We start from the raw sequence: 24,950 nt of genomic DNA, 5'->3' as shown, positions 1-24,950 counted from the left end.
ACGATGACCACCGAGAGCCAGGCTTCCGAGCCGGCCGCCAAGAAGCCTGGAACGCTGGCCGCCCTGGCGGTCTATCTGGAGCGCCGCTCGCTGGTCATGCTCGCTCTGGGCTTCGCCTCGGGCCTGCCGAACCTGCTGATCTTCGACACGCTGTCGGCGTGGCTGCGGGATGCGGGCCTGTCGCTGGAGGTGATCGCGTTCTTCGGCCTGGCGACCCTGGCCTATTCGCTGAAGTTCCTGTGGGCGCCGCTGGTCGACCGCGCCAAGATTCCCCTGCTGACCAAATGGCTGGGCCATCGGCGCTCGTGGATGCTGGTCTGCCAGGCGCTGATCGTCGTCGGGCTGTGGGCCATCGCCGGGGGCGATCCGGCGCGGGGGCTCGGGCTGATGGCCCTGTTCGCGGTGTTCGTCGGCTTCGTCTCGGCCACCCAGGACATCGTCATCGACGCCTGGCGGATCGAGGCGGCGGTGACGGAGAAGCAGGGCGCGATGGCCGCGGCCTATCAGTGGGGCTACCGCATCGCCATGATCGTGGCCGGGGTGCTGCCGCTGGCCCTGTCGGAATACGCCGGCTGGAACACCTCCTACGCCATCATGGCGGTGCTGATGCTGATCGGCGTCTTGGGCGTACTGGGCGCGCCGCGCGAGGCCCAGCACGAGATCCGCGCCATCGACACCGGCGACATTCCCGCCGCCCCGGGCCGCGACCTGGTCGAGTGGATCGTGCGCCTGGCGCTTTTCGTGTTGGGCGCGCTCGTGCTCGGCTCGGGCCTGGCGGGCAACGCGACCCTGCTGTCGAGCGGGCTGTCGGCGCTGGGACTGGGCGGCGCGGGCGAACAGGTCAAGGCGCTGTGGGAGGCCAAGCCCTGGGGCGCGGCGGCCCAGGTCGGCGGCGTGGTGCTGGGCGCGCTGGTGATCTATTTCGCCGCCCGCCCTGCGCCGGGCCTGCAGACCCGGCCGGGTCGCTATCTGAGCGTCGCGCTCGGCGCGCCGCTGGCCAATTTCTTCGCCCGCTACGGCCAGGCGGCGGGGCTGATCCTGGCGCTGATCTGCGTCTATCGGCTGAGCGACTTCGTGCTCAACATCATGAACCCGTTCTATCTCGACATGGGCTTCTCCAAGCTCGAGATCGCCGAGGTGCGCAAGGTGCTTGGCGCGGTGATGTCGGTGCTGGGCGTCGGCCTGGGCGGCTTTTGCATCGCCCGCTTCGGCTTGATGAAGTCGATGGTGGCGGGCGCCTTCGCCGGGCCGACCTCGAACCTGGTCTTCGCCTGGCTGGCGACGCAGGGGCCGCAGCTCTGGGCGCTCAGCGTCGCCATCGGGGTCGACAACGTGGCGTCCGGATTTTCCGGCACCTGCCTGATCGCCTACATGTCCAGCCTGACCGGCCAGGGCTTCACGGCGACGCAGTACGCGCTCTTCTCCTCGCTCTACGCCCTGCTGGGCAAGCTGATCGCCTCGCAGTCCGGGAGGATCGTCGAGGGCGCGGCCGCGGCGGCCGACGCCGGCGGCGCCTTCGCCGCCTTCAAGCCGCTGTTCGCGAACCTGCCGGCGGAGACGTTCGCCAGCGCGGTCGAGAAGTCGGGGGTCAGCGCCGCGGCCCTGGGCGCCGGCTATGTGACCTTCTTCATCTATTCGGCGCTGATCGGCCTGATCGGTATCGCCCTGGCCTTCGCCGTGGCGCGGCTGAATCCCCAGCCGAAAGAAATCTGAAGAGGCGCTGACGCCGACGGAGGGAGCGCGCGCAGCGGCGTCTCCCTCACCGCCGGGTCGGCCCGTTTCGACCCGGGGTCAGGCCAACTGACCGAGCCGGGCCGATCGACGGCGCAGCGCCGCGCCCGCCAGGCCGAACCCGGTGATCATCATCGCCCAGGTCGCAGGCTCGGGCACCACCGCCATGTTGTCGCGCACCAGCAGATTGGAAATGGCCCACGCTTCGTCATCCATCCCCTGGTCGATCCCGGTATAGACGAAGGTCAGGGAGTTCTGGCCTTGGCGGAAGATCGCGGGCAGGGAGAGCGAGGCGGTCCCCCCTTCGCCGAGCGCGCCCGAGGTCGCGGACACCGCAGCGCCGTTCGGTGCGAAAAGCACCAGATCGACGCCTTCGCCCCCCATGCGAAAGCGACCCTGAAACAGGTCATTGCCGTTCAGGATCAGGGTGAAGGTGTCGTCGCAGAGATTGGCCCCGCAGACGGCGCCTTGGCCGTCGATCGTGCCGCGTCCCACGAGACCGAAGCTGATCGTGCCGGCGCCTTCCTCCGTGGCGTCGAAGAAATAGCTGTATGAGCCCGGCGAGGGCCGGAACTGAGAAACCCCCGGCTCCGAGAGCAGGACGGCGGCGGACGCAGGCGCGCCGGCCCCAAAGGCGAAGGCCCCGACGGCCAGGGACAGCGAAAGGCCGGTAAGCAACTTGGACATGAACCCCTCCGGTTCGGCGGCGCCGCTCCTCGGATGCAGGCGACCGCCAGTTACGACAGATGGCTTCATTCTAACGGCCCGCTAAGCTTCACCGAGCCGCGGCGGCGTACCGGTACACCGCCGGCGGCGGGCTCAGGTCCGCCCCACAAGGGCGCGCATCTGGGACTCGTAGGTGCGGCCGACCCTGACTTCGCTCCCGTCCGACAGCACCGCCACCAGCGCCGCGAAGGGCCCTGGCCGCACCTTCACGATCGCCCCGCGGCGCACGATCGCCCCACGGTGGATCCGCACGAAGGCTTCGGCGTCCAAACGCCGCTCCAGCGAGGCGAGGCTCTCCCGATAGAGGTAGTTCGCGCCGGCCACGTGGATCCGGACATAGTCGCGCTCCGCCTGAAACCGCACGATGTCGCCCGCGCCGACCCGAAGGTGCTCGCCGCGCGCCCTGACCCAGAAATCCACCGGCGCGCGCGACTGCTCGCCCAGCGCGCCGCGCAGCGCCGTCACCGTCTCCTGAAGCTCGGCGATCCGCTCGTCGCGCGCCTGAAGGCCGGCCAGCCGCCGCGCCCGCGCCATCGCCGCCCGGAAGCGTCCAGGCTCGATGGGCTTGGTCACATAGTCGGCCGCATTGGCCTCGAACGCCCGCAAGGCGTGGTGATCGAAGGCGGTCACAAACACCACCGCGGCGGGCGTCTGCGCGATCTGATCGAGCAGCTGGAAGCCGTCGCCGCCCGGAATCTGGATGTCCAGCAGCACGATGTCGGGGCGCAGCACGTCGGCCGCCCGGCAAGCTTCCGCCAGGTCGCCCGCAACCTCGATCCGGCCCAGCCCTTCCTCCTTGGCCAGCAGCCGCAGGATGCGCCGCCGCGCCAGGGGTTCGTCGTCGACCACCAGCACCGACAGGCCGCTCATGCGAACCTCAAGGGCAACTCCAGCGACGCGCAATAGCGGGTCGGCGTAATGCGCCCGGCGTCGAACCGCCCCTCCCCCTGGAAGCGCGCACGCACCCGTTCGGCGACATTGCGTTGACCGATGCCCGCCCCGGGCCGAGCCGGCCGTCCGTCATGGGCCCATATGTCATTCTCAATCGAAATGCTGAGCCGCTCGGCCTTGCGCCGGGCCCGGAGCACGATCTCCACCGGACCGGCCGTCGCGCCCACCCCGTGCTTCACCGCATTCTCGACGAGCGGCTGCAGGATCAGGCTGGGCACCAGCGCATCGCGCACCGCCTCGGGCACGTCGATCTTCACCGACATCCGGTCACTGAAGCGTTCGCGCTCGATATCCAGATACTCCGCCTGCAGCGCCAATTCCTGCGCGAGGGGCACGTCCTGCATCGGGTCCAGGGCCAGGCTGGCGCGCAGGAAGGTGGACAGCGACAGCACCATCCGCTCGGCCCTCACGCCGGCTCCCTCCTCGATCAGGGCGCCGATGGAGTTGAGCGTGTTGAACAGGAAGTGCGGGTTCACCTGGTAGCGCAACGCCCGCATCTGCGCGGCCAGAGCCTCTTCGCGCGCGGCCGCCAGGCGCCGCTCGCGGTCGACCACCTCGAAACTGTAGAGCATCGCCACGAACAGGCTCGACCACGCCAGGAAGATCGCGCCGCCGTAGATCAGCGCGTAGCCGAAATTCACGGGGTCGAAGGGGAACGGTTTCGGATAGAGGCAGATGACGCCCATGGCGAGGTCGATCAGCGCAAACAGCGGCGCGCCGACGACCGCCAAGCCGGTGCAGGCCGCCGCCTTCTGGATGAACGACAGCCTCCGCGCACGAAACAGCAGCAGCGACATGCCGAGCGTGATCATGGCCGACAGCCCGTAGAGGGCCAGCTTGGACCCGATCATTTCGAGGAGATCGGCGTGCATCAACACGGCGAGGACGCAGTCTCCGGCGAACATCACCGGCCAGAAGATCGCGCTCAGCCGCAGGGTCGCGACGAGGGTCGGACGCCGGAACGTCCGATCCGCGGGCCTCGCCTCGTCCATCCAGGAAAGACCCGGCGCCGGAACGCTCGTCATCGCGTCATCGCCATTCGTCGAAAACCTCTGCGGTTCATCGCCGCCTCGCAACGGCCGGGAGGATCGCAGGATGAAGGCCGACCCGGCCAGGCGCTAGGTTTCCGTATCATGTCGCTCGCCTCCCCCGTCCGCACCGACGCCAGCGTGGCGCTCGTCGCCGTCCTCGATCCCGACGATGCGGCCACGCTGGCCAAGCTGCGCAAAATCCTGCCCCCGGGCGCGCTGCGCCGGATGCGCCTGCCGGACGACTGCGAGCCGCCGCCCCCGCCGCGGCTGACCGAGCGCCAGGCGGCGATCCTGCCGCTGCTGCTCGGCGACATGTCGAACAAGGAGATCGCCCGCCGGCTGGCGATTTCGCACTTCACCGTCCGGAACCACATCTCGCAGATCCTCCGCGCCCTGGACGTGCCTACGCGCCAGGCCGCCAAGGCTGCGCTGGCCAGGACGCATACGCCCGCCTCTCCGAGCCGATAGCCGCCTGCGCCATAGCTGTCATCTTCCGCGGTGTACCGGTACGGGCCGACGAGGGAGGGCCTAGGACGTCTTCATGCAGATCACCTGCGCGACGCGCAGGTCGCGGCGCAGGGTGTCGGCGACGCGACCGTAGTTGTCGGTGGTGATCGGCTCGCCGACCGCGAACTTATCGGCCCGCTGGTGAGTGGCGGCGAGCGCGCCGAGCACGGTCTCGGGCGCGGCGGTGTAGATGCGACCGCGGCGCGGGCTTTCGGCGACCGTCACCCCGATCACCCGGCCGGCGCGGTCAAGCACCGGCGAACCCGACAGCCCGGCCAGCGTGCCCTTAAGCCCGTCCGTACGGCCGGTTTCGGCCCAGACCAAGACGGACTCGGTGCGCGCGCCGCGGCCGCGCACCTCCAGGTTCTCGCGGCCCAGCAGGCGCGAGGTCGCCTCCCCCGGCTCGCCCTGGGGGAAGCCCGGATGGAAGGCGCGGTCGCCGCGACGCAAGGTCTGGTCGAGGCCCAGCGGCAACGGCGGGGCGCCGCCCTCGGTGACCAACACGGCCGCCTCGCCACGCGGGTCGATATGCACGGTGGCTTCGACCCCGCGGCCCTCGGCCACGACGATGGCGGTCTGGGTGCAGCCGTCCACCACGTGGCGCGCCGTCACCCACACGCCGCTGTCCGAAACCGAAAACGCGGTGCCGACGCCAGGCTCCGCCTTGCCCGGCACGTCGACCACTACCTGGGGATCGAAGGGCGAGGCGGGTCCGAGCGGCAGGCCCTCGCCGCCCGCGACCGGCGGCGGCGGGGGCGGTGCGTCGGCACGCTCCTGCCGACCCACGGCGGCGATCAGCAGCGCCAGCACCACCGCCGCATAGACCAGCCAGTCGGGGAGCTTGGGGAAATGCATCGGCTCCCGGCCGTCAGCCGGCCATGGCCGAGGCGATGATCAGGGCGGTGGCGAGCTTGGCGCCGACCAGCAGGGCGGCGGCCGCGACCTCGCCCTCGGCGATCCGCTGCGGCAGGCCGCGCAAGAGCAGATCGACCAGCCGGAAGACCAATAGCTGGAGAGCCACGCAGGCCGCGCCCCACATGCCGATCTCCAGCGCCGAGGTCGAGCCGGCCAGCGAGGCCGAGAGCGGGATGGCCAGGCCCACCAGAACCCCGCCCAGCGACAGCGCCGCAGCGGAGTTGCCCTCGCGGATCAGGGCGATCTCGCGATGCGGCGTCAGCAGGATGTAGATCAGCACCCCGGCGAACAGGATCGCCACCGTCACGCCGATATGCATGAGGGCGATCGGGAAGCCGTTGGCGAAGGCCTGGATCTCCGGCGACTGCAGCTCTGGCGGCATGGGCGTCCCGTCGGTGAAAAAGTACTGGAGCGTGATAGCCGAAAGTGGAAGCCGCTTTCGGCGGCCGTCACGCTCCCGACTTTTAGACTAGAGCCCTTTTCACGCTTTGGGTGTCACCACCCAAAGCTAAGGGCTCTGGGCCGAATGGTTAGCCGGGCGGCGGCGGCCTAGGCAATGGCCTCGCCGGTTTCGGCCGCCTGCTTGCGCCGGGCGCTGGCCCGCAGCTTCTCGCTCTCGCTCTTCAGCTGACCGCAGGCGGCGAGGATGTCGCGGCCGCGGGGGGTGCGGATCGGCGAGGCGTAGCCGGCGCGATTGAGGATCGCCGCGAAGCTCTCGATGGCGCCCCAGTCCGAGCAGCCGTAGTTCGTGCCAGGCCAGGGATTGAACGGGATCAGGTTGATCTTGGCCGGGATGCCCTTGAGCAGCTTGACCAGGGCCTTGGCCTCGGCCGGGCTGTCGTTGACGTCCTTGAGCATCACGTACTCGAACGTCACGCGGCGGGTATTGGAGAGGCCGGGATAATTCCTGATCCCCTCCATCAGCGTGGCGATGTCGTACTTCTTGTTCAGCGGCACCAGCACGTCGCGCAGATCATCGTTGGTGGCGTGCAGCGAGATGGCCAGCATGGCCTGGGTGCGCTCGCCCAGGGCCTTGAGCTCGGGCACGACGCCGGAGGTCGAGACGGTGATGCGCCGGCGCGAAATGGCGATGCCCTCGCCGTCGGCGATGATGTCGATGGCGTCAGCGACGTTGTCGAGATTGTAGAGCGGCTCGCCCATGCCCATGAAGACGATGTTCGAGAGCCGGCGGTCTTCCTTGGGCGAGGGCCATTCGGCCAGATCGTCGCGGGCCACCTGCACCTGGGCGACGATCTCGGCGGCGGTCAGGTTGCGCACCAGCGCCTGGGTGCCGGTATGGCAGAAGGTGCAGTTCAGCGTGCAGCCGACCTGGCTGGAGACGCAGAGCGCCCCCGAGCGGCCGACGTCGGGGATGTAGACGGTCTCGACCTCGATGCCCGGGGCCATGCGAATCAGCCACTTGCGGGTGCCATCCTTGGAGACCTGCCGCTCGACCACCTCGGGGCGGTCGAGGCTGAAAGCCTCGGCCAACGCCGCGCGGGTTTCCTTGGCGACGTCGGTCATGGCCGCGAAGTCGGTGACGCCATAGTGGTGGATCCAGCGCCAGAGCTGGCTGGCGCGCATCTTGGCCTTGTCCGGGCGCACGACCTCGGCGGCCACGAGGGCCCCGGCCAGGCCTTTGCGGGTGAGGCCCGAAAGGTTCGGCTTCACGACGGCTGGCGCGGCCGGGCCGCGCGAAAGATCAAGGGTGACGCCCAAGGGATGCTCGCTGTCTGGAAGCCCACGAATATAGGGCAGAGCGGCGTTTATTCAAAATGGACGGGGTGCGGCCTTTACAGCGGACCGTGCTGTTCCTTCTCCCCTTGCGGTAGAAGGACGCAAATGGACCCCGGCGTGGGACTGAACCGATCAAACAAATGTTCGAAACGCCCCTTTCGCCGGCCCCTCCCCTGCGTTAGCGTCCGCGCCAAATCCATTACAGACGCGGGAGAGCGACATGAAGGCGGTGCTCAGCAAGGTTGTCGGCGGGCCGGAAACCCTGGTGGTCGAGGACATTCCCGCGCCGGAGGCCAAGCCCGGCCACGCGGTGGTCGCGGTCAAGGCGGTGGGGGTGAACTTCCCCGACGTGCTGATGATCGAGGACAAGTACCAGGCCAAGCCGCCGCGCCCGTTCTCGCCGGGCGGCGAGCTGTCGGGCGTGGTCAAGGCCGTGGGCGAAGGCGTGACCAATGTGAAGGTCGGCGACCGCATCCTGGCCAACACCGGCTCGGGCGGCATGGCCGAGGAGGTGCTGCTGCCGGCCAACCGCCTCTGGCACATCCCGGAGTCGATGCCGCATGACATCGCCGCGGCCTTCATCCTCACCTACGGCACCAGCTGGCACTCGCTGAAGGACCGCGCCGACCTCAAGGCCGGCGAGACCCTGCTGGTGCTGGGCGCGGCCGGCGGCGTCGGCCTGGCGGCCGTCGAGCTGGGCAAGGCGATGGGCGCGCGGGTCGTGGCCGCCTGCTCCAGCCAGGAGAAGGTCGACCTAGCCATCAAGCACGGCGCCGACGCCGGCGTGGTCTATGGCCGCGGCCCGTTCGACCGCGATGGCCAGAAGGCCCTGGCGGCGCTGTTCAAGGAGGCCGGCGGCGAGCATGGTTTCGACGTGATCTACGACGCCATCGGCGGCGACTACGCCGAGCCGGCGCTGCGCTCGATCGCCTGGGAAGGCCGCTACCTGGTGGTCGGCTTCGCGGCCGGCGACATCCCGAAGATCCCGCTGAACCTGGCGCTGCTGAAAGGCTGCCAGATCGTCGGCGTGTTCTGGGGCAACTGGGCCGCGCGCAATCCCGAGGCCTTCTCCAAGAGCATCGACGAGCTGCTGGAGCTCTACGCCCAGGGCAAGGTGAAGCCGCACGTCTCCGAGCGCTTCCCGCTGGAGCGCGGCGCTGACGCTATCGCCCACCTGGGCAGCCGCAAGGCCATGGGCAAGGTCGTCGTCACCGTCGACTGATCGGCGAGCCAGACACGAACACAGACGCCCGGTCGCTTATGCCGCCGGGCGTTTTGCTGCGCGCGGGACTAGGCGTCGGTGTGGTTTTGGTGTTTGTCGAAACGCGTCTCGACGCCGCGTGAGCCGAACGTTAGTTATCGCTGATCATATAACTCGCAGGGAGCGAAACATGGCGGGGCGTCTGGACGGCAAGGTGGCGGTGATCACCGGCGGGGTTTCGGGGATCGGGCTGGGAACGGTCGAACTGTTCGTCGCCGAGGGCGCGCAGGTCGTGGCCGCCGACATCCAGGACGAAAAGGGCGCGATGCTGGAGAAGCGCTTCCCCGGCAAGGTCGTCTACGCCCACTGCGACGTAACCAGCGAAGCCGAGATCGAGGCGATGCTGCAAAAGGCCAAGACCGAGTTCGGCGGCCTGGACATCCTGTTCAACAACGCCGGCATTTCGGACCGCATGACCTCGATCGGCGAGATCACCGCCGACGGCTGGAGCTGGATATTCGACATCCTGGTGCGCGGCCCGGCGCTGGGCATGAAGCACGCCGTGCCGCTGATGCTGGAGCGCGGCGGCGGCTCGATCGTCAACACCGCCTCGATCGCCGGCCTGCAAGCGGGCTTTGGACCCATCGCCTATTCGACCGCCAAGGCCGGCGTGATCCACATGAGCCGCGTCGCCGCCGCCCAGCTCTCGCCGCAGAAAATCCGCGTCAACGCCATCTGCCCGGGCCTGATCGCCACCTCGATCTTCGGCGCCTCGTTCGGCCTGCCGCGCGAGATGGCCGACCAGATGGCCGCGCGGGTCGCCGACAACGCGGCGGGCGCCCAGCCGGTGCCGAAGGCCGGCATGCCGGAGGACATCGCCCAGGCGGCGCTGTACCTGGCTTCCGACGCGGCGGCCTTCGTCTCAGGCACGCACATCGTGGTCGACGGCGGCATCACCGTCGGCGGGCGCCATTCTTGGGACGCCAACATGATCTCGCCGTTCGCCACCATCCTGGGCGACCTGGCGCCGGTCCAGCCTTGAGCCAGCCGGCGGGCGAGCTCTACCTGGCGACCGGCCTCGAGCCTGCGCGCCTGGCCGAGACGTTCGCCCGCCACGGCCGCCTGCACCTGCCTGGCGTCCTCACCGCTGCCGACGCTCAACTCGTCGGTGCGGCCCTGGCCGGCGCTGTCCCCTGGCACAAGTCGATGCATGTCGGCGGCAAGAGCTACGACTTCCCGCTCGACGTCCTCGCGGCCATGCCCGCCGACAAGCGCGCGGCGCTCGACACGGCTCTCGTCGAGGGCGGCAAGAGCGGCTTCCAGTACCAGTTCGACGCCTGGCGGCTGTCGGACGTCGTCGAGGGCGGCCAGCGCAAGGGCGGGCCGCTGGCCCCGATCGAAGCCGTCTACGACCTGCTCAACAGTGCGCCGTTCCTGGCCTTCATCCGCGCCCTGACCGGCGACTCCCGCGCCGCCTATGTCGACGCCCAGGCGACGCGCTATCGCCCCGGCGACTTCCTGACCGCCCACGACGACGATGTGGAAGGCAAGAACCGACTCTTTGCGTATGTGATGAACTTCACGCCCGCCTGGCGCGCCGACTGGGGCGGACTGCTGGCGTTCCATGACGCGGACGGCCACGTGGCCGAGGCCTATACGCCGACCTTCAACGCCCTCAACATCTTCCGCGTGCCGCAGGTGCACGCGGTGACCCAGGTCGCCAGCTTCGCCGCCGGCCCCCGCCTCTCGATCACCGGCTGGATACGTGAACGCAGACCCTAAGCCCGCCCGACCGCCCCTGGACCACAATGTCGAAGGTGCGCTGTGGATGGTCGCCTCGGCCCTGGCGTTCACGGCCATGACCACCCTGATCAAGTTCCTGGGCGACGATTATTCCGCCTCGCTGCAGACCTTCTATCGCCAGCTGGCCGGCTTCATCGTGCTCCTGCCGATCATCATCCGCCGCCGCGGCGCGGCCTTTGCGACGACGAGGCCGGGCATCCTGATCTTCCGCTCGGCGGCCGGCACGCTGGGGATGATCCTGTCGTTCTACGCCTTCCAGAAGATGCCGCTGGCCGACGCCAACGCCCTGTCCTTCACCCGCACCCTGTGGCTGGTGCCGCTGGCCGCCCTGGTGGTGCGCGAGACGGTCGGCCCCCTGCGGATCGGCGCGGCGGTGGTCGGCTTCGTCGGCGTGCTGATCATGCTGCGGCCGGGGGTCGGGGGCGAGTTCGCCATCGGCTGGCCGGCCCTGGCCATGCTGGCCTCGTCCTTCCTGTTCGCCCTGACCATCACCGGCATGAAGGTGATGACCAAAGATCACTCGCCCACCGTGCTGCTGGTCTGGGCCGCGACGCTGGGCCTGGTCATGGCCCTGCCTGGCGCCTTCCTGGCCTGGCGCTGGCCTGAACCCATCGACCTGGTGCTGCTGGGCGCCATGGGGGTGCTGGGGACCGTGACCCAGGGCTGCTACATCAAGGGCATGGCCATCGGCGACGCGGCCGCCATGGCGCCGATCGACTACACCCGGCTGGTCTTCACGGTGATCGTCGGCCTGACCCTGTTCCACGAGATCCCCAACGGCTGGACAGTGGCCGGCGCCGGGGTGGTCGTCGGCTCGACCCTGTTCATCACCTGGCGCGAAGCCCAGCTCGCCAAGGCCGCCAAGACGGCCACGGTCGGCGACGAAGCCGCGGGCTAGTCCTCTTCGCGCGCCATCCGGTCCAGCACCTGCCGGGCGTCCTGCTTGTGGCGGGGCTTCAGGTGGCGGCCGACAATCGCCAGCATGGCGGCGAACACCGCCGCATCGTCGGTGAAGCCGATTCCGGCCAGCACGTCGGGAATGGCGTCGACCGGCAAGACGAAATAGGCCAGCCCCGCCATCATCAGCGCCTTGGCCTGGGCAGGCGTCTCCGGATCCTTGGCGCAGAACCAGACCGAGAGCGCATCGCTGGCGAACGGGATCTTCGCGGCGGTGCGCCGAATCTTCGGCCAGAAGCCGCGCGCGACGCGACGTTCGTTCACCCGGGCGACCGCCGGAACCATCGCCCGCGAGGGGTCCAGCTGCGCCTTCGCATCGAAAGCCTCAGCGTTGACGCGGGGTGACGCTTTTGAGTTCGCGCTCATCGGGCTAAGCCTTGACCAACAAGACCCATTAGACGTGAACGGGAGCCAAGCGTCCATGAAACTCGATTCCTCCATCGCCGCTGTCGTCACCGGCGGCGCCTCCGGCCTCGGCGAGGCCACGGTCCGCGCCCTGGCCGCGCAAGGCGTGAAGTGCGCCATCTTCGACATGAACGAAGCCAAGGGCGAGGCCGTGGCCAAGGAAGTCGGCGGCGTCTTCTGCAAGGTCAACGTGACCTCGGAAGAGGAAGTGGACGCGGCCTTCGCCAAGGCCCGCGCCGCCCACGGCCAGGAGCGCATCCTGGTCAACTGCGCCGGCACCGGCAACGCCATCAAGACCGCCAGCCGCGACAAGCAGACCGGCGAAGCCAAGCACTTCCCGCTCGACGCCTTCAACCTGATCATCCAGATCAACCTGGTCGGCACCTTCCGCTGCATCGCCAAGTCGGCGAAGGGCATGCTGGACCTTCCGCCGCTGGAAGACGGCGAGCGCGGCGCCATCGTCAACACCGCCTCGGTCGCGGCTGAGGACGGCCAGATGGGCCAGGCGGCCTATTCGGCCTCCAAGGGCGGCGTGGTCGGCATGACCCTGCCGATCGCCCGCGATCTGGCCGGGGACGGCATTCGCGTGAACACCATCCTGCCGGGGATCTTCAACACCCCGCTGATGAACGCCGCCCCGCCGCAGGTGAAGGAAGCCCTGGCCGCCTCGGTGCCGTTCCCCAAGCGCCTCGGCAACGCCGAGGACTATGCGTCGCTGGCGCTGCAGATGATCACCAACGGCTACTTCAACGGCGAAGACGTGCGCCTCGACGGCGCAATCCGCATGGCGCCGCGCTAAAGCGCAAGCCCGGGGGTCGCGCAGGCCGCGGCCCCCTCGTCGCGCTTTACCTCGCGACCTTTTAGGCGTTCCGTAGTCCCACCGTTTTCGTGGGGGGTCTGACGCGCCATGATGGGATCGTGGGCGCAGCGGTTCGTCACCGCCATCGAGCGCCCGATCATCGCCGCAGCGGCCGTGCTGGGCTCCGTCGCCGTGGCGGCGGGCCTTCGCGTCGTCGTCGGGCAGTTCGTCGATCCCCCGCCCAACTACATGACCTTCTATCCGGCGGTGCTGTTCGCCAGCCTGCTGACAGGCGCGCGGGGCGGCATGCTGGCCACCGTGGTCAGCGCCGCGCTGGTCGCCGCCCTGTGGCAGACCCAGGCCTGGGAGATCTATAGCGCCGTCTTCGTCGTCACCGCCGCGGCCACCGTGCTGGTCGGGCGGGCGATCCGCATCGCCGTGCTGCGCGGCGCGCAGGCCGAGGCGCGGTTCAAGATCTTCCAGGAGCACGCCCTGGACGGCTTCGTCATCCTCGAGCCGGTGCGCCGGAACGGGCGGCTGGTCGACTTCCGCTGCGCCTATTCCAACCCGGCGGCCGCGCAGATGGCCCCGGCCAGTTCGCCCGGCCTGACCGGCTACACCATCCACCAGTCACTGCCGGCCGAGCACGCCGAGCTGATGTTCGCACGCCTTGCCGAGGTGTTCCGCAGGGGTGAGGCCGACGACGTGGAAGTGCGCCGCGTGATCGACGGCCAGCCGCGCTATTTCCGCTCCAGCGCGGTTCCGGTGCCCGAGGGGCTGGCGGTGACCTTTCGGGACGTGACGCTGGAACGGATGTCGGCGAACGCGCTGCGGGCCGGCGAAGCGCGCGTCCGAGCGCTGGTCGACAGCCTGCCCCAGCTGATCTGGTCGACCCGGGCGGATGGGACGGTCGATTATCTTAGCCCGCAGTGGATCGCCTTCACCGGCGAGCCGCCCGAGACGCATTTCGGCGAGGCCTGGCTGGCGGCGGTGCATCCGGAAGACCGGGACGCCGCGGCCGAGAGCTGGCGCCAGGCGGTGAGCGGCGGCCTGCCCTATCACGTCGAATACCGGCTGCGGCGCAACGACGGCGCCTGGCGCTGGGTGCAGGCGCGGGCGACCGCGATCTACGGCCGCAATGGGCGCGTGCGCCGCTGGTTCGGCACCTGCAGCGACATCACCGAAATCGTCGAGGCCCGAACCAGCCTGGAAGCGCGGGTCGCCGAGCGGACCCAGGAGTTGGAGCGCAGCATCGCGCGGCGCATTGAGGCCGAGGCCGCCCTGGCCCAGGCCCACCGGCTGGAGACAGTGGGCCGGCTGACCGGCGGGGTCGCCCACGACTTCAACAACCTGCTGACCGTGGTCATCGGCGGGCTGGACATGATCCTGGCCAATCCGAAAGACACCGCGCGGGTGGTGCGGCTGGCCGAGGCGGCGCTGGGCGCCGGGCGGCGCGGCGAGCGCCTGACCCGCCAGTTGCTCGCCTTCTCCCGCCGCCAGGAGCTGAAGCTGGAGGCGGTGGACGTTCAGGCCCTGATCGAGCAGGTCGAGCCGCTGGTGCGCCGCGCGGTCGGCGAGGCCATCAGCCTGACCGTGCGCTGCCCAGAGCCGGTGGGCGCGAGCCGCCTGGACTCGGCCCAGTTCGAGGCGGCGCTGCTGAACCTGGTGGTCAACGCCGCCGACGCCGCGCCGCAGGGCCACGGCGATATCGAGATCGCGGTCGAGCGACAGGTGCTGACCGAGGGCGAGACCCCAGGGGCGGCCGCCGGCGCCTATGTGGTGGTCAGCGTCTCCGACAACGGCGCCGGCATGAGCGCCTCGACCCTGGAGCACGCGTTCGAGCCCTTCTTCACCACCAAGGATATCGGCAAGGGCACGGGCCTGGGCCTGGCCCAGGTCTATGGCTTCGTCAAACAGGTCGGCGGGGCGGTGACGATCGAGTCCTCGGTGGGCTTCGGCACCACGGTGCGGCTGTTCCTGCCGGCCGCTGCGCTGGAAGCGCCCGTGGAAGCGCCGGCCCATCCAGGCGAGCCGCACGCCTGGGGCAAGGGCGCGCGGGTGCTGCTGGTCGAGGACGACGCGGCGGTGCGGGCCGTCACGGAGAGCCTGCTGACCGACTTCGGCTGCGAGGTCGAGGGCGCGGCGGACGGGCCGAGCGCGCTGGACCGCCTGCGCGCGGGCGAGCGCTACGACCTGCTGATCTCGGACATCGTCATGCCGGGCGGCATGAGCGGGGTCGAACTGGCGCACGCCGCCCAGGCGCGGGACGCCCGCCTGCCGATCGTGCTGACCACCGGCTACGCCGGCGAGCGGCTGTCACAGGGGGCCGATGATCTGGCCTGGCCGCTGCTGCGCAAGCCGTTCCGCGCCGAACAGCTGGGCCTGGCCGTCCGCGAGGCGCTGGAGCGAAGCCGGGAAACGGCGGTCTAGGGCTCGCCGCCGACGCCGCCCCAGAGCGGAAGCGTCGATCCCGCCTCGATCCCGTCGCGTCGCAAGGTGCGGGCGACGAGGCGGCCGGCAGGGGCGGGCCGCAGGAGATCGGCCTCGGGCCGTGACAGGGTCAGCCAGTCCAGACCGGCCTCCGGCGCAAACGTGACGATCTGGCGGTCGTGATAGGGCGCGATGTCGGGCCCTGGCGCCGTGGTCAGCAGCGAGAAGCAGCCCTCCTTGACGATCCCGGCGATCCAGAACCAGGTCTCGCCCGCCATGGTGAACAGATGGCGGTCCTTCAGCTTCACACCCGCCGACTTGGGAGCCGTGTATTCAAAGAAGCCGTCGGCCAGGACCAGCACGCGGTCGCTGCGCGAGAAGTCGCGCCCCTCCGAGCGGAAGTTGAACACCGGCGCGCCGCGGGGGCCGGGCCACGCCCAGGTCGTCATCGACCCTTCCAGCGCCCCGCCGGCCAGCCGCACCACGAAGGCGCTGTCGCGGATGCGGACCGAGGGCTGGGCGTCCATGTTCGACACCAGGCCGTCCCGCCACTTGAACAGCGCCAGACCCCGGCGGTCGAACTCTTCGATCGCGTCCTTGAGCTGCTTGTTGCGCTGGAATTCATTGCACATGGGCCGAGCCTAACCCGCGGCCGGGCGGGTGCAACGCCCATCCGGCGCCGGCCGTTTAACGGCCATGACGCTGCATCGCGCCCTCGACGCCGCCGGCCGGCTCTTCTCCCATCCCGGAGCCCTGTTGGCGATGGTCGCCTTCGTAGCGGCCTGGGCGGTGTTCGAGCGCGAGACGCTCGACTGGCACGGGGTCGCCACCTTGATCACCCTGGCCATGGCGGTCGTCATCGAGCGCAACGCCCGACGCGACACCGCCGCCCTGCAGGCCAAGCTGGACGAGCTGATCGTAGCGACCGAGGGGGCGCGCAACGAGCTGGCCGCAGTCGAAGAGCGCCCCACCGAAGAGATCGAGGCGGTGCGCAGAAAAACGAAGGGCGGCCGCGTCGCCGCGACCGCCCTCGTCAAGAACGTCAAGGATGAAGGGGCTTAGGCCTCTTCGGCCGGCGCCTCTTCCTTCTTGGACAGGTCTTCGCCGGTCTCCTGGTCGACGACCTTCATCGAGAGGCGGGTCTTGCCGCGATCGTCGAAGCCCAGGAGCTTGACCTTCACGGCCTGACCTTCCTGCAGCACGTCCGAAACCTTGGCGACGCGCTCGTTGGAGATCTGCGAGACGTGAACCAGGCCGTCCTTGGCGCCGAAGAAGTTCACGAAGGCGCCGAAATCGACGATCTTCACGACCTTGCCGGTGTAGATGGCGCCGATTTCCGGTTCCGAGGCGATCGACTTAATCCACTCACGGGCCGCATCGATCTTGGCCTGCTCGGCGGCGGCGATCTTGATGGTGCCGTCGTCGGCGATGTCGACCTTCGCGCCGGTCTTCTCGACGATCTCGCGGATCACCTTGCCGCCCGAGCCGATGACTTCGCGGATCTTGTCGACCGCGATCTTCATGGTCTCGATCTTCGGCGCGAACTCGCCCAGCTCGGCGCGCGGGGCTTCCATCGCCTTGGCCATTTCGCCCAGGATGTGCTTGCGGCCATCCTTCGCCTGAGCCAGCGCCTGCTTCATGATCGCTTCGGTGATGCCGGCGATCTTGATGTCCATCTGCAGCGAGGTGATGCCGTCTTCGGTGCCGGCGACCTTGAAGTCCATGTCGCCCAGGTGATCTTCGTCACCCAGGATGTCCGACAGGACCGCGAAGCCGTCCGATTCCAGAATCAGACCCATGGCGATGCCGGAGACCGGCTTCTTCAGCGGGACGCCGGCGTCCATCAGGGCCAGCGAGGAGCCGCAGACCGAGGCCATCGACGACGAGCCGTTGGACTCCAGGATCTCGGAGACCAGGCGGATCGTGTAGGGGAAGTCCTCGTTCTTCGGCAGCATCGGGCGGATCGCGCGCCAGGCCAGTTTGCCATGGCCGACTTCGCGGCGGCCCGGAGCGCCCATGCGGCCCGTCTCCCCGACCGAGAACGGCGGGAAGTTATAGTGCAGCATGAACTTCTCGTAGTACTTGCCTTCCAGCGCGTCGATCAGCTGCTCGTCGTCGCCGGTGCCCAGGGTGGCGACCACCAGGGCCTGGGTCTCGCCACGGGTGAACAGGGCAGAACCGTGCGCGCGCGGCAGCACGCCGACTTCCGAAACGATCTGGCGGACCTTGTCGACGGTGCGGCCGTCGATGCGGATGCCGGTGTCCAGAATGTTGCGACGAACGACGTCGGCTTCCAGTTCCTTGAACACGCCGCCCAGCTTGGAAGCGTCGACGCCAGCCGGGTTCTCATCGGACTTGGCGAACTTCTCGGTCGCCTTGGCCTTGGCGGCCGAGACCGCATCGTGGCGCGGACCCTTGGCGACGATCTTGTAGGCCGCGGCCAGGTCCTTGCCGATCAGCTTCTTCACTTCGGCCTTGATGGCGTCGGTGTCGTCCGGGGTGAACTCGAAGGGTTCCTTGGCCGAGTGTTCGGCCAGCTCGATGATCGCGTCGATCACCGGCTGAATGCCGTTGTGGGCGAACATGACGCCCTTCAGGACCTCGTCTTCGCTGAGCTCCTGGATCTCGGACTCGACCATCATGACCGCGTCGCTGGTCGAAGCGACGACCAGGTCCATGGCCGATTCCTTCATCTCGTCGAGCGTCGGGTTCAGGACGTACTCGCCGTTGATGTAGCCGACGCGCGCGGCGCCGATCGGGCCCATGAACGGAGCGCCCGAGATCACCAGGGCGGCCGAGGCGGCGACCATGGCGACGATGTCCGGATCGTTCTCGAGGTCATGCGCCAGCACGGTGGTGACGACCTGGACTTCGTTCTTGAAGCCCTTGACGAACAGCGGGCGGATCGGACGGTCGATCAGGCGCGAGGTGAGGGTTTCCTTCTGGCTCGGCGCGCCTTCGCGACGGGGGAAGGAGCCGGGGATCTTGCCCGCGGCGTAGAATTTTTCCTGATAGTTGACGGTCAGGGGGAAGAAGTCCTGACCCGGCTTGGCGCTCTTGGCGTAGACGGCGGTGGCCAGCACCATGGTCTCGCCGTAAGTGGCCAGGACCGAACCGTCGGCCTGGCGGGCCATGCGGCCGGTTTCGAGGGTCAGCGTCTTGCCGCCCCACTCGATGGTCTTGCGTTTGATATCGAACATTTTGCTTCTTTCTATCCCGCGGGCGTATTCCCAACGGGGGCGGACAGGGCGTCGGACTTCCGAAATCCTCTCCAGACAAACAGGCGGGTGAGGATTTCTGTGGAACCCTCGGCGTGTAGCGGACGCCCCACAAGGGCCGTCCGGATCGCCGCTTTGCCGTTCCGGCCTGTTACGGAACGAGCGACGCTATAACGACAGCCTGATACGCAAAGCCCCCGGTTTCCCGGGGGCTGACCTCTCGGTCCTAGCGGCGCAGGCCCAGCTTTTCGATCAGAGCCTGGTAGCGGCCCTCATCGGACTTCTTCAGGTGATCGAGCAACGAACGACGCGCGGAGACCAGCTTCAGCAGGCCGCGACGCGAGTGGTTGTCTTTCTTGTGGGTCTTGAAGTGCTCGGTCAGGTTCGCGATCCGCTCAGAGTAGATCGCCACCTGCACTTCGGCGCTTCCGGTGTCACCGGCCGAACGGCCGTGGGTCTTGATGAGCTCAGCTTTGCGCTCGAGAGTAATCGACATCGGTTAGTCTCCGCTCTTTTCCAAGTGAAAGACCCGCGAGGGCTCGAGCTTGCCCGCGCGCATCTCGCAGAGCGCCACCATCACCCCGTCCGCCATGGCTGAAACGGTTCTGGCCCCGGGGGTTAGCCGGGCCTTCAGCGCTTCGACCTGTCGGGGAACGAGAACGATCGGCCGTCCCTGCTTCAGCTTGAAAGCGTCTTCGGCGGTCACGGCCAACTCCGGGATGTCGTCCAGGGCGGTCTCGACCGGAAGCAATGCCTCCAAGCAGCGGGCCTTATGGCCCAAATCTTCCAACAATTCCAGCGTTATCGCCGAATCCTCGCCGAACGGCCCGACGCGGGTCCGCCGCAGGGCGCTGACATGCGCGCAAGCCCCCAGCTTTTCGGCGATGTCGCGCACGATGGCGCGTACATAGGTGCCCTTTCCGCACTCCACCTCGATCTCGATGTGATCGGGGTCGGGCGCGTCGACCACCCGGGCGGCGTAGATCGAAACCTCGCGGGGTTTCAGCTCCACCGTTTCGCCGGCGCGGGCCAGGTCGTAGGCGCGCTCGCCATCCACCTTGATGGCCGAAAAGGCCGGCGGCACCTGCTGAATGTCGCCGACGAAGTCCGGCAGCACGGCCTCGACCTGTTCGCGCGTCGGGCGCACGTCGGAAGTCGCGGTCGTGGCGCCCTCGCGGTCGAAACTGGCCGTGGTGCGGCCCCACTCGATGGTGAAGCGGTAGGCCTTATCGGCGTCCATCAGGAACGACACGGTCTTGGTCGCCTCGCCCAGCGCGATCGGCAGGACGCCGGTGGCGAGCGGGTCGAGCGTGCCGGCGTGGCCGGCCTTCTGGGCGTTGAAGATCCAACGGACCTTGCCGACCGCCTGGGTGGACCCGAAGTCGTAGGGCTTGTCGAGATTGATCCAGCCCGAAACCGCCTCGCCCTTCTTGCGGCGCGCCATCAGTCCTCGTCCTTCCAGGAGTCGGAAGGCGGCTGCGGGGTCAGGTCCTGGCGCACCTTTGGATCGTCGAACAGGCGGCCGATCCGCTCGGCCTCGTCGAAGCTCTCGTCGTGCAGGAACTTCAGGTCCGGCGTGAACTTCATGTCGATCGCCCGGCCCAGCCGGCCGCGGAGGAATTTCGCGTGCCGGTTCAATCCCTTGACCACTTCGGGCGCATGCTCGCCGCCGAGCGGTTCGACGAAGCAGACCGCGTGCTTCAGGTCGGGACTCATCCGCACCTCGGTCACCGTCACCGAGACGCCGGCGAGGTCGGGGTCGTCGAAATCCTCCTCGCGGAGGATCTCCACCAGTGCGTGGCGCATCAGTTCGCCGGCGCGAAGCTGGCGTTGGGTCGGGCCGGCCGCGGCGGCGTGGCCCTTGGACGTCGTGCGTTTCATTGAACTTGCCTCATACGACCTGGCGCGCGGGTCGGACGCGGCGGCTCAGGGGAAGGGCGGGCTTCTAGAGCGTGATCCGGCGGAAGTCCACCGGCAAGCGCGCTCAGCCCGCCCCGGTTCGCTCCCGGAAGAAGGCCAGGACCCGCTGTTCGGCGTCTTTCGTGGGCCCGTCCTCGGCCAGGTTCACCGTCAGCACCGAGTGCGGGTGCTTGAGCCCGCCGGGCCGGGCGTGCTTGGGGTCGATCTCGATGGCCTCGAACTTGTCGCCGAACTCGCGACGGTAGGTGTCGAAGCGCGCGTCGGGCACAAAGGGATCGCCGAAGAACCGAAGGCCGATCATCGACAGCTGCTCCTCGTCGAACCGCTTGCGGGCGCAGGCGATCTCGGCCTTGGAGGCGCCGATGCCGGCCGCGCGCTCGGGCTTGCTGGCGCCGAGCGGCAGGGACGGCTGGGACAGCACAGGGGCCACGACCGAGGGTTCGGTCATCATCGACAGGGCGAAGCCGCCGGTGAAACACATGCCCACTGCGCCGACGCCCTTGCCGCCGCACTCCTCGTGCGCCTTGCGCGAGAGGGCCTTCAGCCAATCGACGATGGGGCTCGACCTGTCGGCGGCCCAAACGTTGAACTCGCGCCGGATGCAGATGCCGCCCAGCATGGTCAGCGCTCCCAGCGGATGGTCGGCCGGGCGGCCCGGCTCCCCGAACAGGTGCGGGCAATAGGCGGTCATGCCGGCCTGCGCGATCCGGTCGGCGAAGCGGATCACCAGCGGGTGCAGGCCCGGCATCTCGTGGATGACGATGACCGCGGGCCCCGAGCCGCGCTTGTAGACGTTGCGCGTCCAGCGGCCGTCGTCGAACGCGAACTTCTCGTAGTCGGCCAGAGCCGCTTCGTACCCCATCGCTCCCTCCCGTAACAGCGTTTGGCGGGAGCTTACGCCTATCGGGACTTGGTGCGCAGCATCGAAAGATCGCCCTCGAAGCCCGAGAGCCGCCAGGTCCCTGCGTCCTGGGTGAAGGTCAGCAGGCAGGGGCCGTCCTTCTTGCGGGTGGCGCAAACCTGGCCGTCCGAAACCGCCTTGAGCTGGCTGCCGATGACCAGGGCGTTGGGCAGCGGCGTGGCGGCGTCGTAGCCGTAATAGGCGGCGACCGAGCGGAATACGCGCGGCCGCAGCAAGGCGTCGCCGGCGACGTCGGCCAGGGCCGGCGCCAGTATCGCGCCCAGCGCGGCCAGGCCGTCGTTCGCCCCGGCCTTGCGCGCCTCGCCCATCATCCTCGCCTCGATCTGGCGCTTGAGCGCAGGCCGGTCGATGTGAGCTTCGAACGCCGCCTGGTCGTCATCGCGGATCGAGACCAGCAGGGCGTGGACGTCGTTGGCCGCATCGTACCGCTGGGCGGTGGCGCAGCCGGTCAAGGCCAGGACCGCGGCCGCCAAGGGGATCAGTCTCTTCATGGGCCGGTTCCTGGATGTTGGGTGTAGCGAAGCAGGTCGGTGTCGTAGCCCAGCTGTTCGACCCGGGCGAGGATGTGCAGGCGCTCGGCCTCCGGCGGCCGCGGCTGGCGGGTGAGCAACCACAGGAAGCGCCCCGAGCCTTCGCCGACGATCGCCCAGCTGTAGTCGTCCGCCCTATCGAGCACCCAGTAGTTGGTCAGGATTGCGGGGCCGAAGAAGCTGACCTTGAACTTCGCGCCCAGCCTGTCGCCGGCCGGGACGGCGACGCCGTTGGAGGACTTCAGCGGCCCGCGAACCGACGACTGCCGACAGCTGTTGAGAACGCCGACCTTGCCGTCCGGGCGGAGCGCATACTCCGCCGTCACCGCCTCGCAGTCCTTCTCGAAGCCGTTCTCGTAGCGCGCATATTCGTACCAGAGCCCCTTGTAGCGCTGCAGGTCCACCGCCTTGGCGGGCTCGGGCACGTCGTCGTTGCCGACCGGCCCGCCGGCGCAGGCGGCGATGACGAGGCAGGCGGCGACGATCGGAAGGACGCGCATCGGCAAGGCTCCCGGAACGAAGAAGGGCCCCGGTCTCCCGGGGCCCTGGAACGATCTTACAGGATCGCGGCGCCTTAAAGGCTGCGCTTGACCTCTTCGAGGTTGAAGCACTCGATGACGTCGCCTTCCTTGATGTCCTGGAAGCCCTCGAAGAACATCCCGCACTCCATGCCGGAGGTGACTTCCACCACCTCGTCCTTGAAGCGCTTGAGCGTCTTGAGCGTACCGAGTTCGAGGACGACGATGTCGTCGCGGATGATCCGCACGCGGGCGCCGCGGCGCACCACGCCCTCGGTGACCCGGCAACCGGCCACCCGGCCGACCTTGGTGATGTCGAACACCTGCAGGACGCGCGCGTTGCCCAGGAAGGTTTCGCGTTGTTCCGGCGCCAGCATGCCGGAGAGCACGCCTTTGATGTCATCGATCAGGTCGTAGATGATCGCGTAGTAGCGAATCTCGACGCCTTCGCGCTCGGCCAGGGTCTGGGCCTGCTTGGAGGCGCGGACGTTGAAGCCGATGATCGGCGCGCCAGAGCCCTTGGCCAGCATGACGTCGCTTTCGCTGATCGCGCCGGCGCCCGACAGGATGATCCGCGCGCGGACCTCGTCGGTGGCCAGCTTGTCCAGCGACCCGACGATCGCTTCCGCCGAACCCTGCACGTCCGCCTTGATGATGACCGGCAGCTCCGAAATCTTCTTGTCCTGAAGCTTGGCCATGAAGTCGGCCATGGTCACGCCTGCGGCGACCGGCGAGCCGGCCTTTTCACGCTTCAGGCGGGTCCGGTACTCGGTCAGCTCGCGGGCGCGGGCCTCGTTCTCGACCACGGCGAAGGCTTCGCCAGGGGTCGGGGTGCCGTCCAGCCCGAGGATCTCGACCGGAACGGACGGCCCGGCGGAGTCGAGCTGTTCGTCGCGCTCGTTGAGCAGGGCGCGGACGCGGCCGAAATTGGCCCCGGCCACGACGATGTCGCCGCGCTTGAGGGTGCCGCGCTTGACCAGCACGGTCGAGACCGCGCCGCGACCGCGGTCGAGCTTGGCCTCGATGACCGTGCCGTCCGCGGTGCGGTCCGGGTTGGCCCGCAGGTCCATCACTTCGGCTTGCAGCAGGATGCCTTCGATCAGGTTCTCGAGGCCTTCCTTCTTGAGCGCCGAGACTTCGATCGCCTGGGTGTCGCCGCCCAGGCTTTCGACGACGATCTCGTGCTGCAGCAGCTCGTTGATCACGCGCTGCGGATTGGCGTCCGGCTTGTCGATCTTGTTGATGGCCACGATGATCGGAGCCCCGGCCGCCTTGGCGTGCTGGATGGCCTCGATGGTCTGCGGCATGACGCCGTCGTCGGCCGCCACCACCAGGACCACGATGTCCGTCACATCGGCGCCGCGGGCGCGCATCGCCGAGAACGCTGCGTGGCCCGGAGTGTCGAGGAAGGTCACCGCCTGGCCGCTGGCCAGACGCACCTGATAGGCGCCGATGTGCTGGGTGATGCCGCCGTGCTCGCCCCCGGCCACATCGGCCGAGCGCAGCGCGTCGAGCAGCGAGGTCTTGCCGTGGTCGACGTGGCCCATGACCGCCACGACCGGCGGACGCGGGACCAGGTTCTCGTCGGTGTCTTCCTCGCCGATGAAGCCTTCTTCGACGTCGGCCTCCGAGACGCGCTTCACGGTGTGGCCGAATTCCGTGGCCACCAGTTCGGCGGTGTCGTTGTCGATGACGTCGTTGATCTTCAGCATCACGCCCTGACGCATCAGGAACTTGATGATCTCGACGCCGCGGGTGGCCATCCGGTTGGCGAGTTCCGCCACGGTGATGACGTCGGGAATGACGACTTCGCGGGCGGCGCGGGCCTGTTCCTGGGCCCCGCCCTTGCGCTTTTCGCGCTCACGCTCGCGCGCCCGGCGGACCGAGGCCAGCGAACGCATCCGTTCGACGGCGCCCTCGTCGTCACCGGCCACCGCCTGAATGGTCAGGCGGCCTTCGCGGCGCTGGGCGGCGCCCTTCACACGGCTGATCGCCTTGTTCGGGGCGTTGCTCGCCGCATTGCTCTTGCGGCGGATATCGTCTTCCTCGTCCGGACGGCGGTTCTCGCCGCCGGGCCGCGGGGCCTGGCGAGTGGCGCGCTGGATCTCGGGCGTCGCGGGCGGCGCGTTGGGCGCAGCGCCGCGCGGCGGGCGCGGGCCGCCGGGACGGTCGCCTGGACGGCCAGGAGCCGGACGCGGCGCGAGCGCCGAATAGCGGACCGGTTCGCCGCTGGGACGCTGACGGTCGCCGCCTTGCGGACGCTGGCCCTGCGGGCGGTCGCCTTGCGGACGATCCGGACGCGGGCCGCGATCGTCGCGGGGCGGACGCGGGCCGTCGGCGCGCGGGGCGCGCTGACCGAAGTTCACGTTTTCGTAGCGGCCGCCGGCCGGGCGCTCGGCGCGGTCCGGACGATAGGTGGTGGTGGTCGGGCGGTCGTCGCGACGCTCACGCGAGGGCTCGTAGGTGCGGGTCTGGCCCGGCGCGGTCGGCGCGCGGTCGTGACGCGGCCCCTCATGACGCGGGCCCTCGTGGCGCGGAGCCTCATGACGCGGGGCTTCGTAACGCACGGTCTCGGCGCGCGGCGCGGCCGGGGTCGGCGCAGGCGCGGGGGGCGGAGCCGCCGGGGTCGGGGCGGGCGTCGGCGCGGCG

The 24,950-nt window shown here is 69.1% G+C and carries 25 protein-coding genes; 9 read left to right on the top strand and 16 right to left on the bottom strand.

Translation table 11 applies throughout. The annotated features are described in order from the left end of the window. Positions 1–3 precede the first annotated feature (3 nt). The gene (locus ACE3T2_RS10295; RefSeq protein WP_374657039.1) at positions 4–1,713 is read left to right on the top strand and encodes an MFS transporter; all 1,710 of its coding nucleotides are present in this window, start codon (positions 4–6) and stop codon (positions 1,711–1,713) included. A gap of 78 nt (positions 1,714–1,791) precedes the next feature. Here the strand turns inward: ACE3T2_RS10295 and ACE3T2_RS10290 are convergent, their stop codons facing one another. The 3 genes from ACE3T2_RS10290 to ACE3T2_RS10280 all read right to left on the bottom strand — a co-directional run bounded on the left by ACE3T2_RS10290 (position 1,792) and on the right by ACE3T2_RS10280 (position 4,433). Further along, positions 1,792–2,418 carry a PEPxxWA-CTERM sorting domain-containing protein gene (locus ACE3T2_RS10290; protein WP_374657038.1) on the bottom strand — a complete coding sequence of 209 codons (627 nt, stop codon included), beginning with the start codon at positions 2,416–2,418 and terminating at the stop codon, positions 1,792–1,794. 132 nt (positions 2,419–2,550) lie between these two features. Continuing rightward, entirely contained in the window at positions 2,551–3,327 is a 777-nt protein-coding gene (locus ACE3T2_RS10285) for a LytR/AlgR family response regulator transcription factor (RefSeq protein ID WP_374657037.1), read from the bottom strand. Then, positions 3,324–4,433, bottom strand: coding sequence for a sensor histidine kinase (locus tag ACE3T2_RS10280; RefSeq protein WP_374657036.1), 1,110 nt, complete (start codon positions 4,431–4,433; stop codon positions 3,324–3,326). Before ACE3T2_RS10280 ends, ACE3T2_RS10285 begins: the two co-directional genes overlap by 4 nt. Before the next feature lie 108 nt (positions 4,434–4,541). Between ACE3T2_RS10280 and ACE3T2_RS10275 the strand changes: the two genes are divergently transcribed. Beyond that, entirely contained in the window at positions 4,542–4,907 is a 366-nt protein-coding gene (locus ACE3T2_RS10275; RefSeq protein ID WP_374657035.1) for a LuxR C-terminal-related transcriptional regulator, read from the top strand. A gap of 60 nt (positions 4,908–4,967) precedes the next feature. On the opposite strand, the gene ACE3T2_RS10270 is transcribed toward ACE3T2_RS10275, so the two are convergent. The 3 genes from ACE3T2_RS10270 to rlmN form a co-directional block, all read right to left on the bottom strand. After that, complete coding sequence (locus ACE3T2_RS10270; RefSeq protein WP_374657034.1) at positions 4,968–5,801, bottom strand: serine protease; 834 nt, start codon at positions 5,799–5,801, stop codon at positions 4,968–4,970. Between the two features lie 13 nt (positions 5,802–5,814). Next, the gene (locus tag ACE3T2_RS10265; RefSeq protein WP_374657033.1) at positions 5,815–6,243 is read right to left on the bottom strand and encodes a DUF350 domain-containing protein; all 429 of its coding nucleotides are present in this window, start codon (positions 6,241–6,243) and stop codon (positions 5,815–5,817) included. Between the two features lie 167 nt (positions 6,244–6,410). After that, positions 6,411–7,580, bottom strand: coding sequence for a 23S rRNA (adenine(2503)-C(2))-methyltransferase RlmN (rlmN, locus tag ACE3T2_RS10260; protein ID WP_374657032.1), 1,170 nt, complete (start codon positions 7,578–7,580; stop codon positions 6,411–6,413). 238 nt (positions 7,581–7,818) lie between these two features. On the opposite strand from rlmN, the gene ACE3T2_RS10255 reads away from it, so the two are divergent. The 4 genes from ACE3T2_RS10255 (at position 7,819) to ACE3T2_RS10240 (ending at position 11,500) form a co-directional block, all read left to right on the top strand. Continuing rightward, positions 7,819–8,820: an NADPH:quinone oxidoreductase family protein gene (locus ACE3T2_RS10255; protein WP_374657031.1), complete on the top strand. Its 1,002-nt coding sequence runs from the start codon at positions 7,819–7,821 to the stop codon at positions 8,818–8,820. A gap of 169 nt (positions 8,821–8,989) precedes the next feature. Further along, positions 8,990–9,841 (top strand): SDR family NAD(P)-dependent oxidoreductase, encoded by an 852-nt coding sequence (locus ACE3T2_RS10250; RefSeq protein ID WP_374657030.1) that lies wholly within the window; start codon positions 8,990–8,992, stop codon positions 9,839–9,841. Then, entirely contained in the window at positions 9,838–10,581 is a 744-nt protein-coding gene (locus ACE3T2_RS10245; RefSeq protein WP_374657029.1) for a 2OG-Fe(II) oxygenase family protein, read from the top strand. The genes ACE3T2_RS10250 and ACE3T2_RS10245 overlap by 4 nt, the downstream gene beginning before the upstream one ends. Positions 10,582–10,627: 46 nt before the next feature. Then, the gene (locus ACE3T2_RS10240; protein ID WP_374657131.1) at positions 10,628–11,500 is read left to right on the top strand and encodes a DMT family transporter; all 873 of its coding nucleotides are present in this window, start codon (positions 10,628–10,630) and stop codon (positions 11,498–11,500) included. Here the strand turns inward: ACE3T2_RS10240 and ACE3T2_RS10235 are convergent. After that, a complete protein-coding gene (locus ACE3T2_RS10235; protein ID WP_374657028.1) occupies positions 11,497–11,925 on the bottom strand; it encodes a YkvA family protein in 429 nt (142 codons plus the stop codon). The two genes, ACE3T2_RS10240 and ACE3T2_RS10235, sit on opposite strands and share 4 nt — an antisense overlap. A gap of 55 nt (positions 11,926–11,980) precedes the next feature. On the opposite strand from ACE3T2_RS10235, the gene ACE3T2_RS10230 reads away from it, so the two are divergent. Both ACE3T2_RS10230 and ACE3T2_RS10225 read left to right on the top strand, forming a co-directional pair. After that, positions 11,981–12,763: an SDR family NAD(P)-dependent oxidoreductase gene (locus tag ACE3T2_RS10230; RefSeq protein ID WP_374535248.1), complete on the top strand. Its 783-nt coding sequence runs from the start codon at positions 11,981–11,983 to the stop codon at positions 12,761–12,763. A gap of 108 nt (positions 12,764–12,871) precedes the next feature. Next, positions 12,872–15,193: a PAS domain-containing protein gene (locus ACE3T2_RS10225; protein WP_374657027.1), complete on the top strand. Its 2,322-nt coding sequence runs from the start codon at positions 12,872–12,874 to the stop codon at positions 15,191–15,193. On the opposite strand, the gene ACE3T2_RS10220 is transcribed toward ACE3T2_RS10225, so the two are convergent. Then, positions 15,190–15,825 carry an SOS response-associated peptidase family protein gene (locus ACE3T2_RS10220; RefSeq protein ID WP_374657026.1) on the bottom strand — a complete coding sequence of 212 codons (636 nt, stop codon included), beginning with the start codon at positions 15,823–15,825 and terminating at the stop codon, positions 15,190–15,192. The two genes, ACE3T2_RS10225 and ACE3T2_RS10220, sit on opposite strands and share 4 nt — an antisense overlap. Positions 15,826–15,889: 64 nt before the next feature. Between ACE3T2_RS10220 and ACE3T2_RS10215 the strand changes: the two genes are divergently transcribed. Next, a complete protein-coding gene (locus tag ACE3T2_RS10215) occupies positions 15,890–16,255 on the top strand; it encodes a low affinity iron permease family protein (RefSeq protein ID WP_374657025.1) in 366 nt (121 codons plus the stop codon). Here the strand turns inward: ACE3T2_RS10215 and pnp are convergent. The 8 genes from pnp to infB all read right to left on the bottom strand — a co-directional run. Beyond that, a complete protein-coding gene (gene pnp, locus ACE3T2_RS10210) occupies positions 16,252–18,393 on the bottom strand; it encodes a polyribonucleotide nucleotidyltransferase (protein ID WP_374657024.1) in 2,142 nt (713 codons plus the stop codon). The genes ACE3T2_RS10215 and pnp overlap by 4 nt on opposite strands. Positions 18,394–18,637: 244 nt before the next feature. After that, positions 18,638–18,907, bottom strand: a complete 270-nt coding sequence (gene rpsO / locus ACE3T2_RS10205) for a 30S ribosomal protein S15 (protein ID WP_374657023.1) — start codon at positions 18,905–18,907, stop codon at positions 18,638–18,640. A gap of 3 nt (positions 18,908–18,910) precedes the next feature. Next, positions 18,911–19,855 (bottom strand): tRNA pseudouridine(55) synthase TruB, encoded by a 945-nt coding sequence (gene truB / locus ACE3T2_RS10200; RefSeq protein WP_374657022.1) that lies wholly within the window; start codon positions 19,853–19,855, stop codon positions 18,911–18,913. Beyond that, positions 19,855–20,292: a 30S ribosome-binding factor RbfA gene (gene rbfA / locus ACE3T2_RS10195; RefSeq protein WP_374657021.1), complete on the bottom strand. Its 438-nt coding sequence runs from the start codon at positions 20,290–20,292 to the stop codon at positions 19,855–19,857. Before rbfA ends, truB begins: the two co-directional genes overlap by 1 nt. Before the next feature lie 103 nt (positions 20,293–20,395). Beyond that, positions 20,396–21,193 carry a dienelactone hydrolase family protein gene (locus tag ACE3T2_RS10190; protein ID WP_374657020.1) on the bottom strand — a complete coding sequence of 266 codons (798 nt, stop codon included), beginning with the start codon at positions 21,191–21,193 and terminating at the stop codon, positions 20,396–20,398. Positions 21,194–21,231: 38 nt separating this feature from the next. Next, the gene (locus ACE3T2_RS10185; protein ID WP_374657019.1) at positions 21,232–21,744 is read right to left on the bottom strand and encodes a DUF2939 domain-containing protein; all 513 of its coding nucleotides are present in this window, start codon (positions 21,742–21,744) and stop codon (positions 21,232–21,234) included. Then, positions 21,741–22,283 (bottom strand): lipocalin family protein, encoded by a 543-nt coding sequence (locus ACE3T2_RS10180; RefSeq protein WP_374657018.1) that lies wholly within the window; start codon positions 22,281–22,283, stop codon positions 21,741–21,743. The genes ACE3T2_RS10185 and ACE3T2_RS10180 overlap by 4 nt, the downstream gene beginning before the upstream one ends. Before the next feature lie 74 nt (positions 22,284–22,357). After that, positions 22,358–24,950, bottom strand: a 2,593-nt coding sequence (infB, locus tag ACE3T2_RS10175) for a translation initiation factor IF-2 (protein ID WP_374657017.1), incomplete at its 5' end; no start/stop codon positions are given.

It is taken from the genome of Phenylobacterium sp. (assembly GCF_041919955.1).
Lineage (GTDB): Bacteria > Pseudomonadota > Alphaproteobacteria > Caulobacterales > Caulobacteraceae > Phenylobacterium.
The sequence above is the reverse complement of the archived record's forward strand: the minus strand, read 5'-3'. Positions and strand labels throughout refer to the sequence as shown.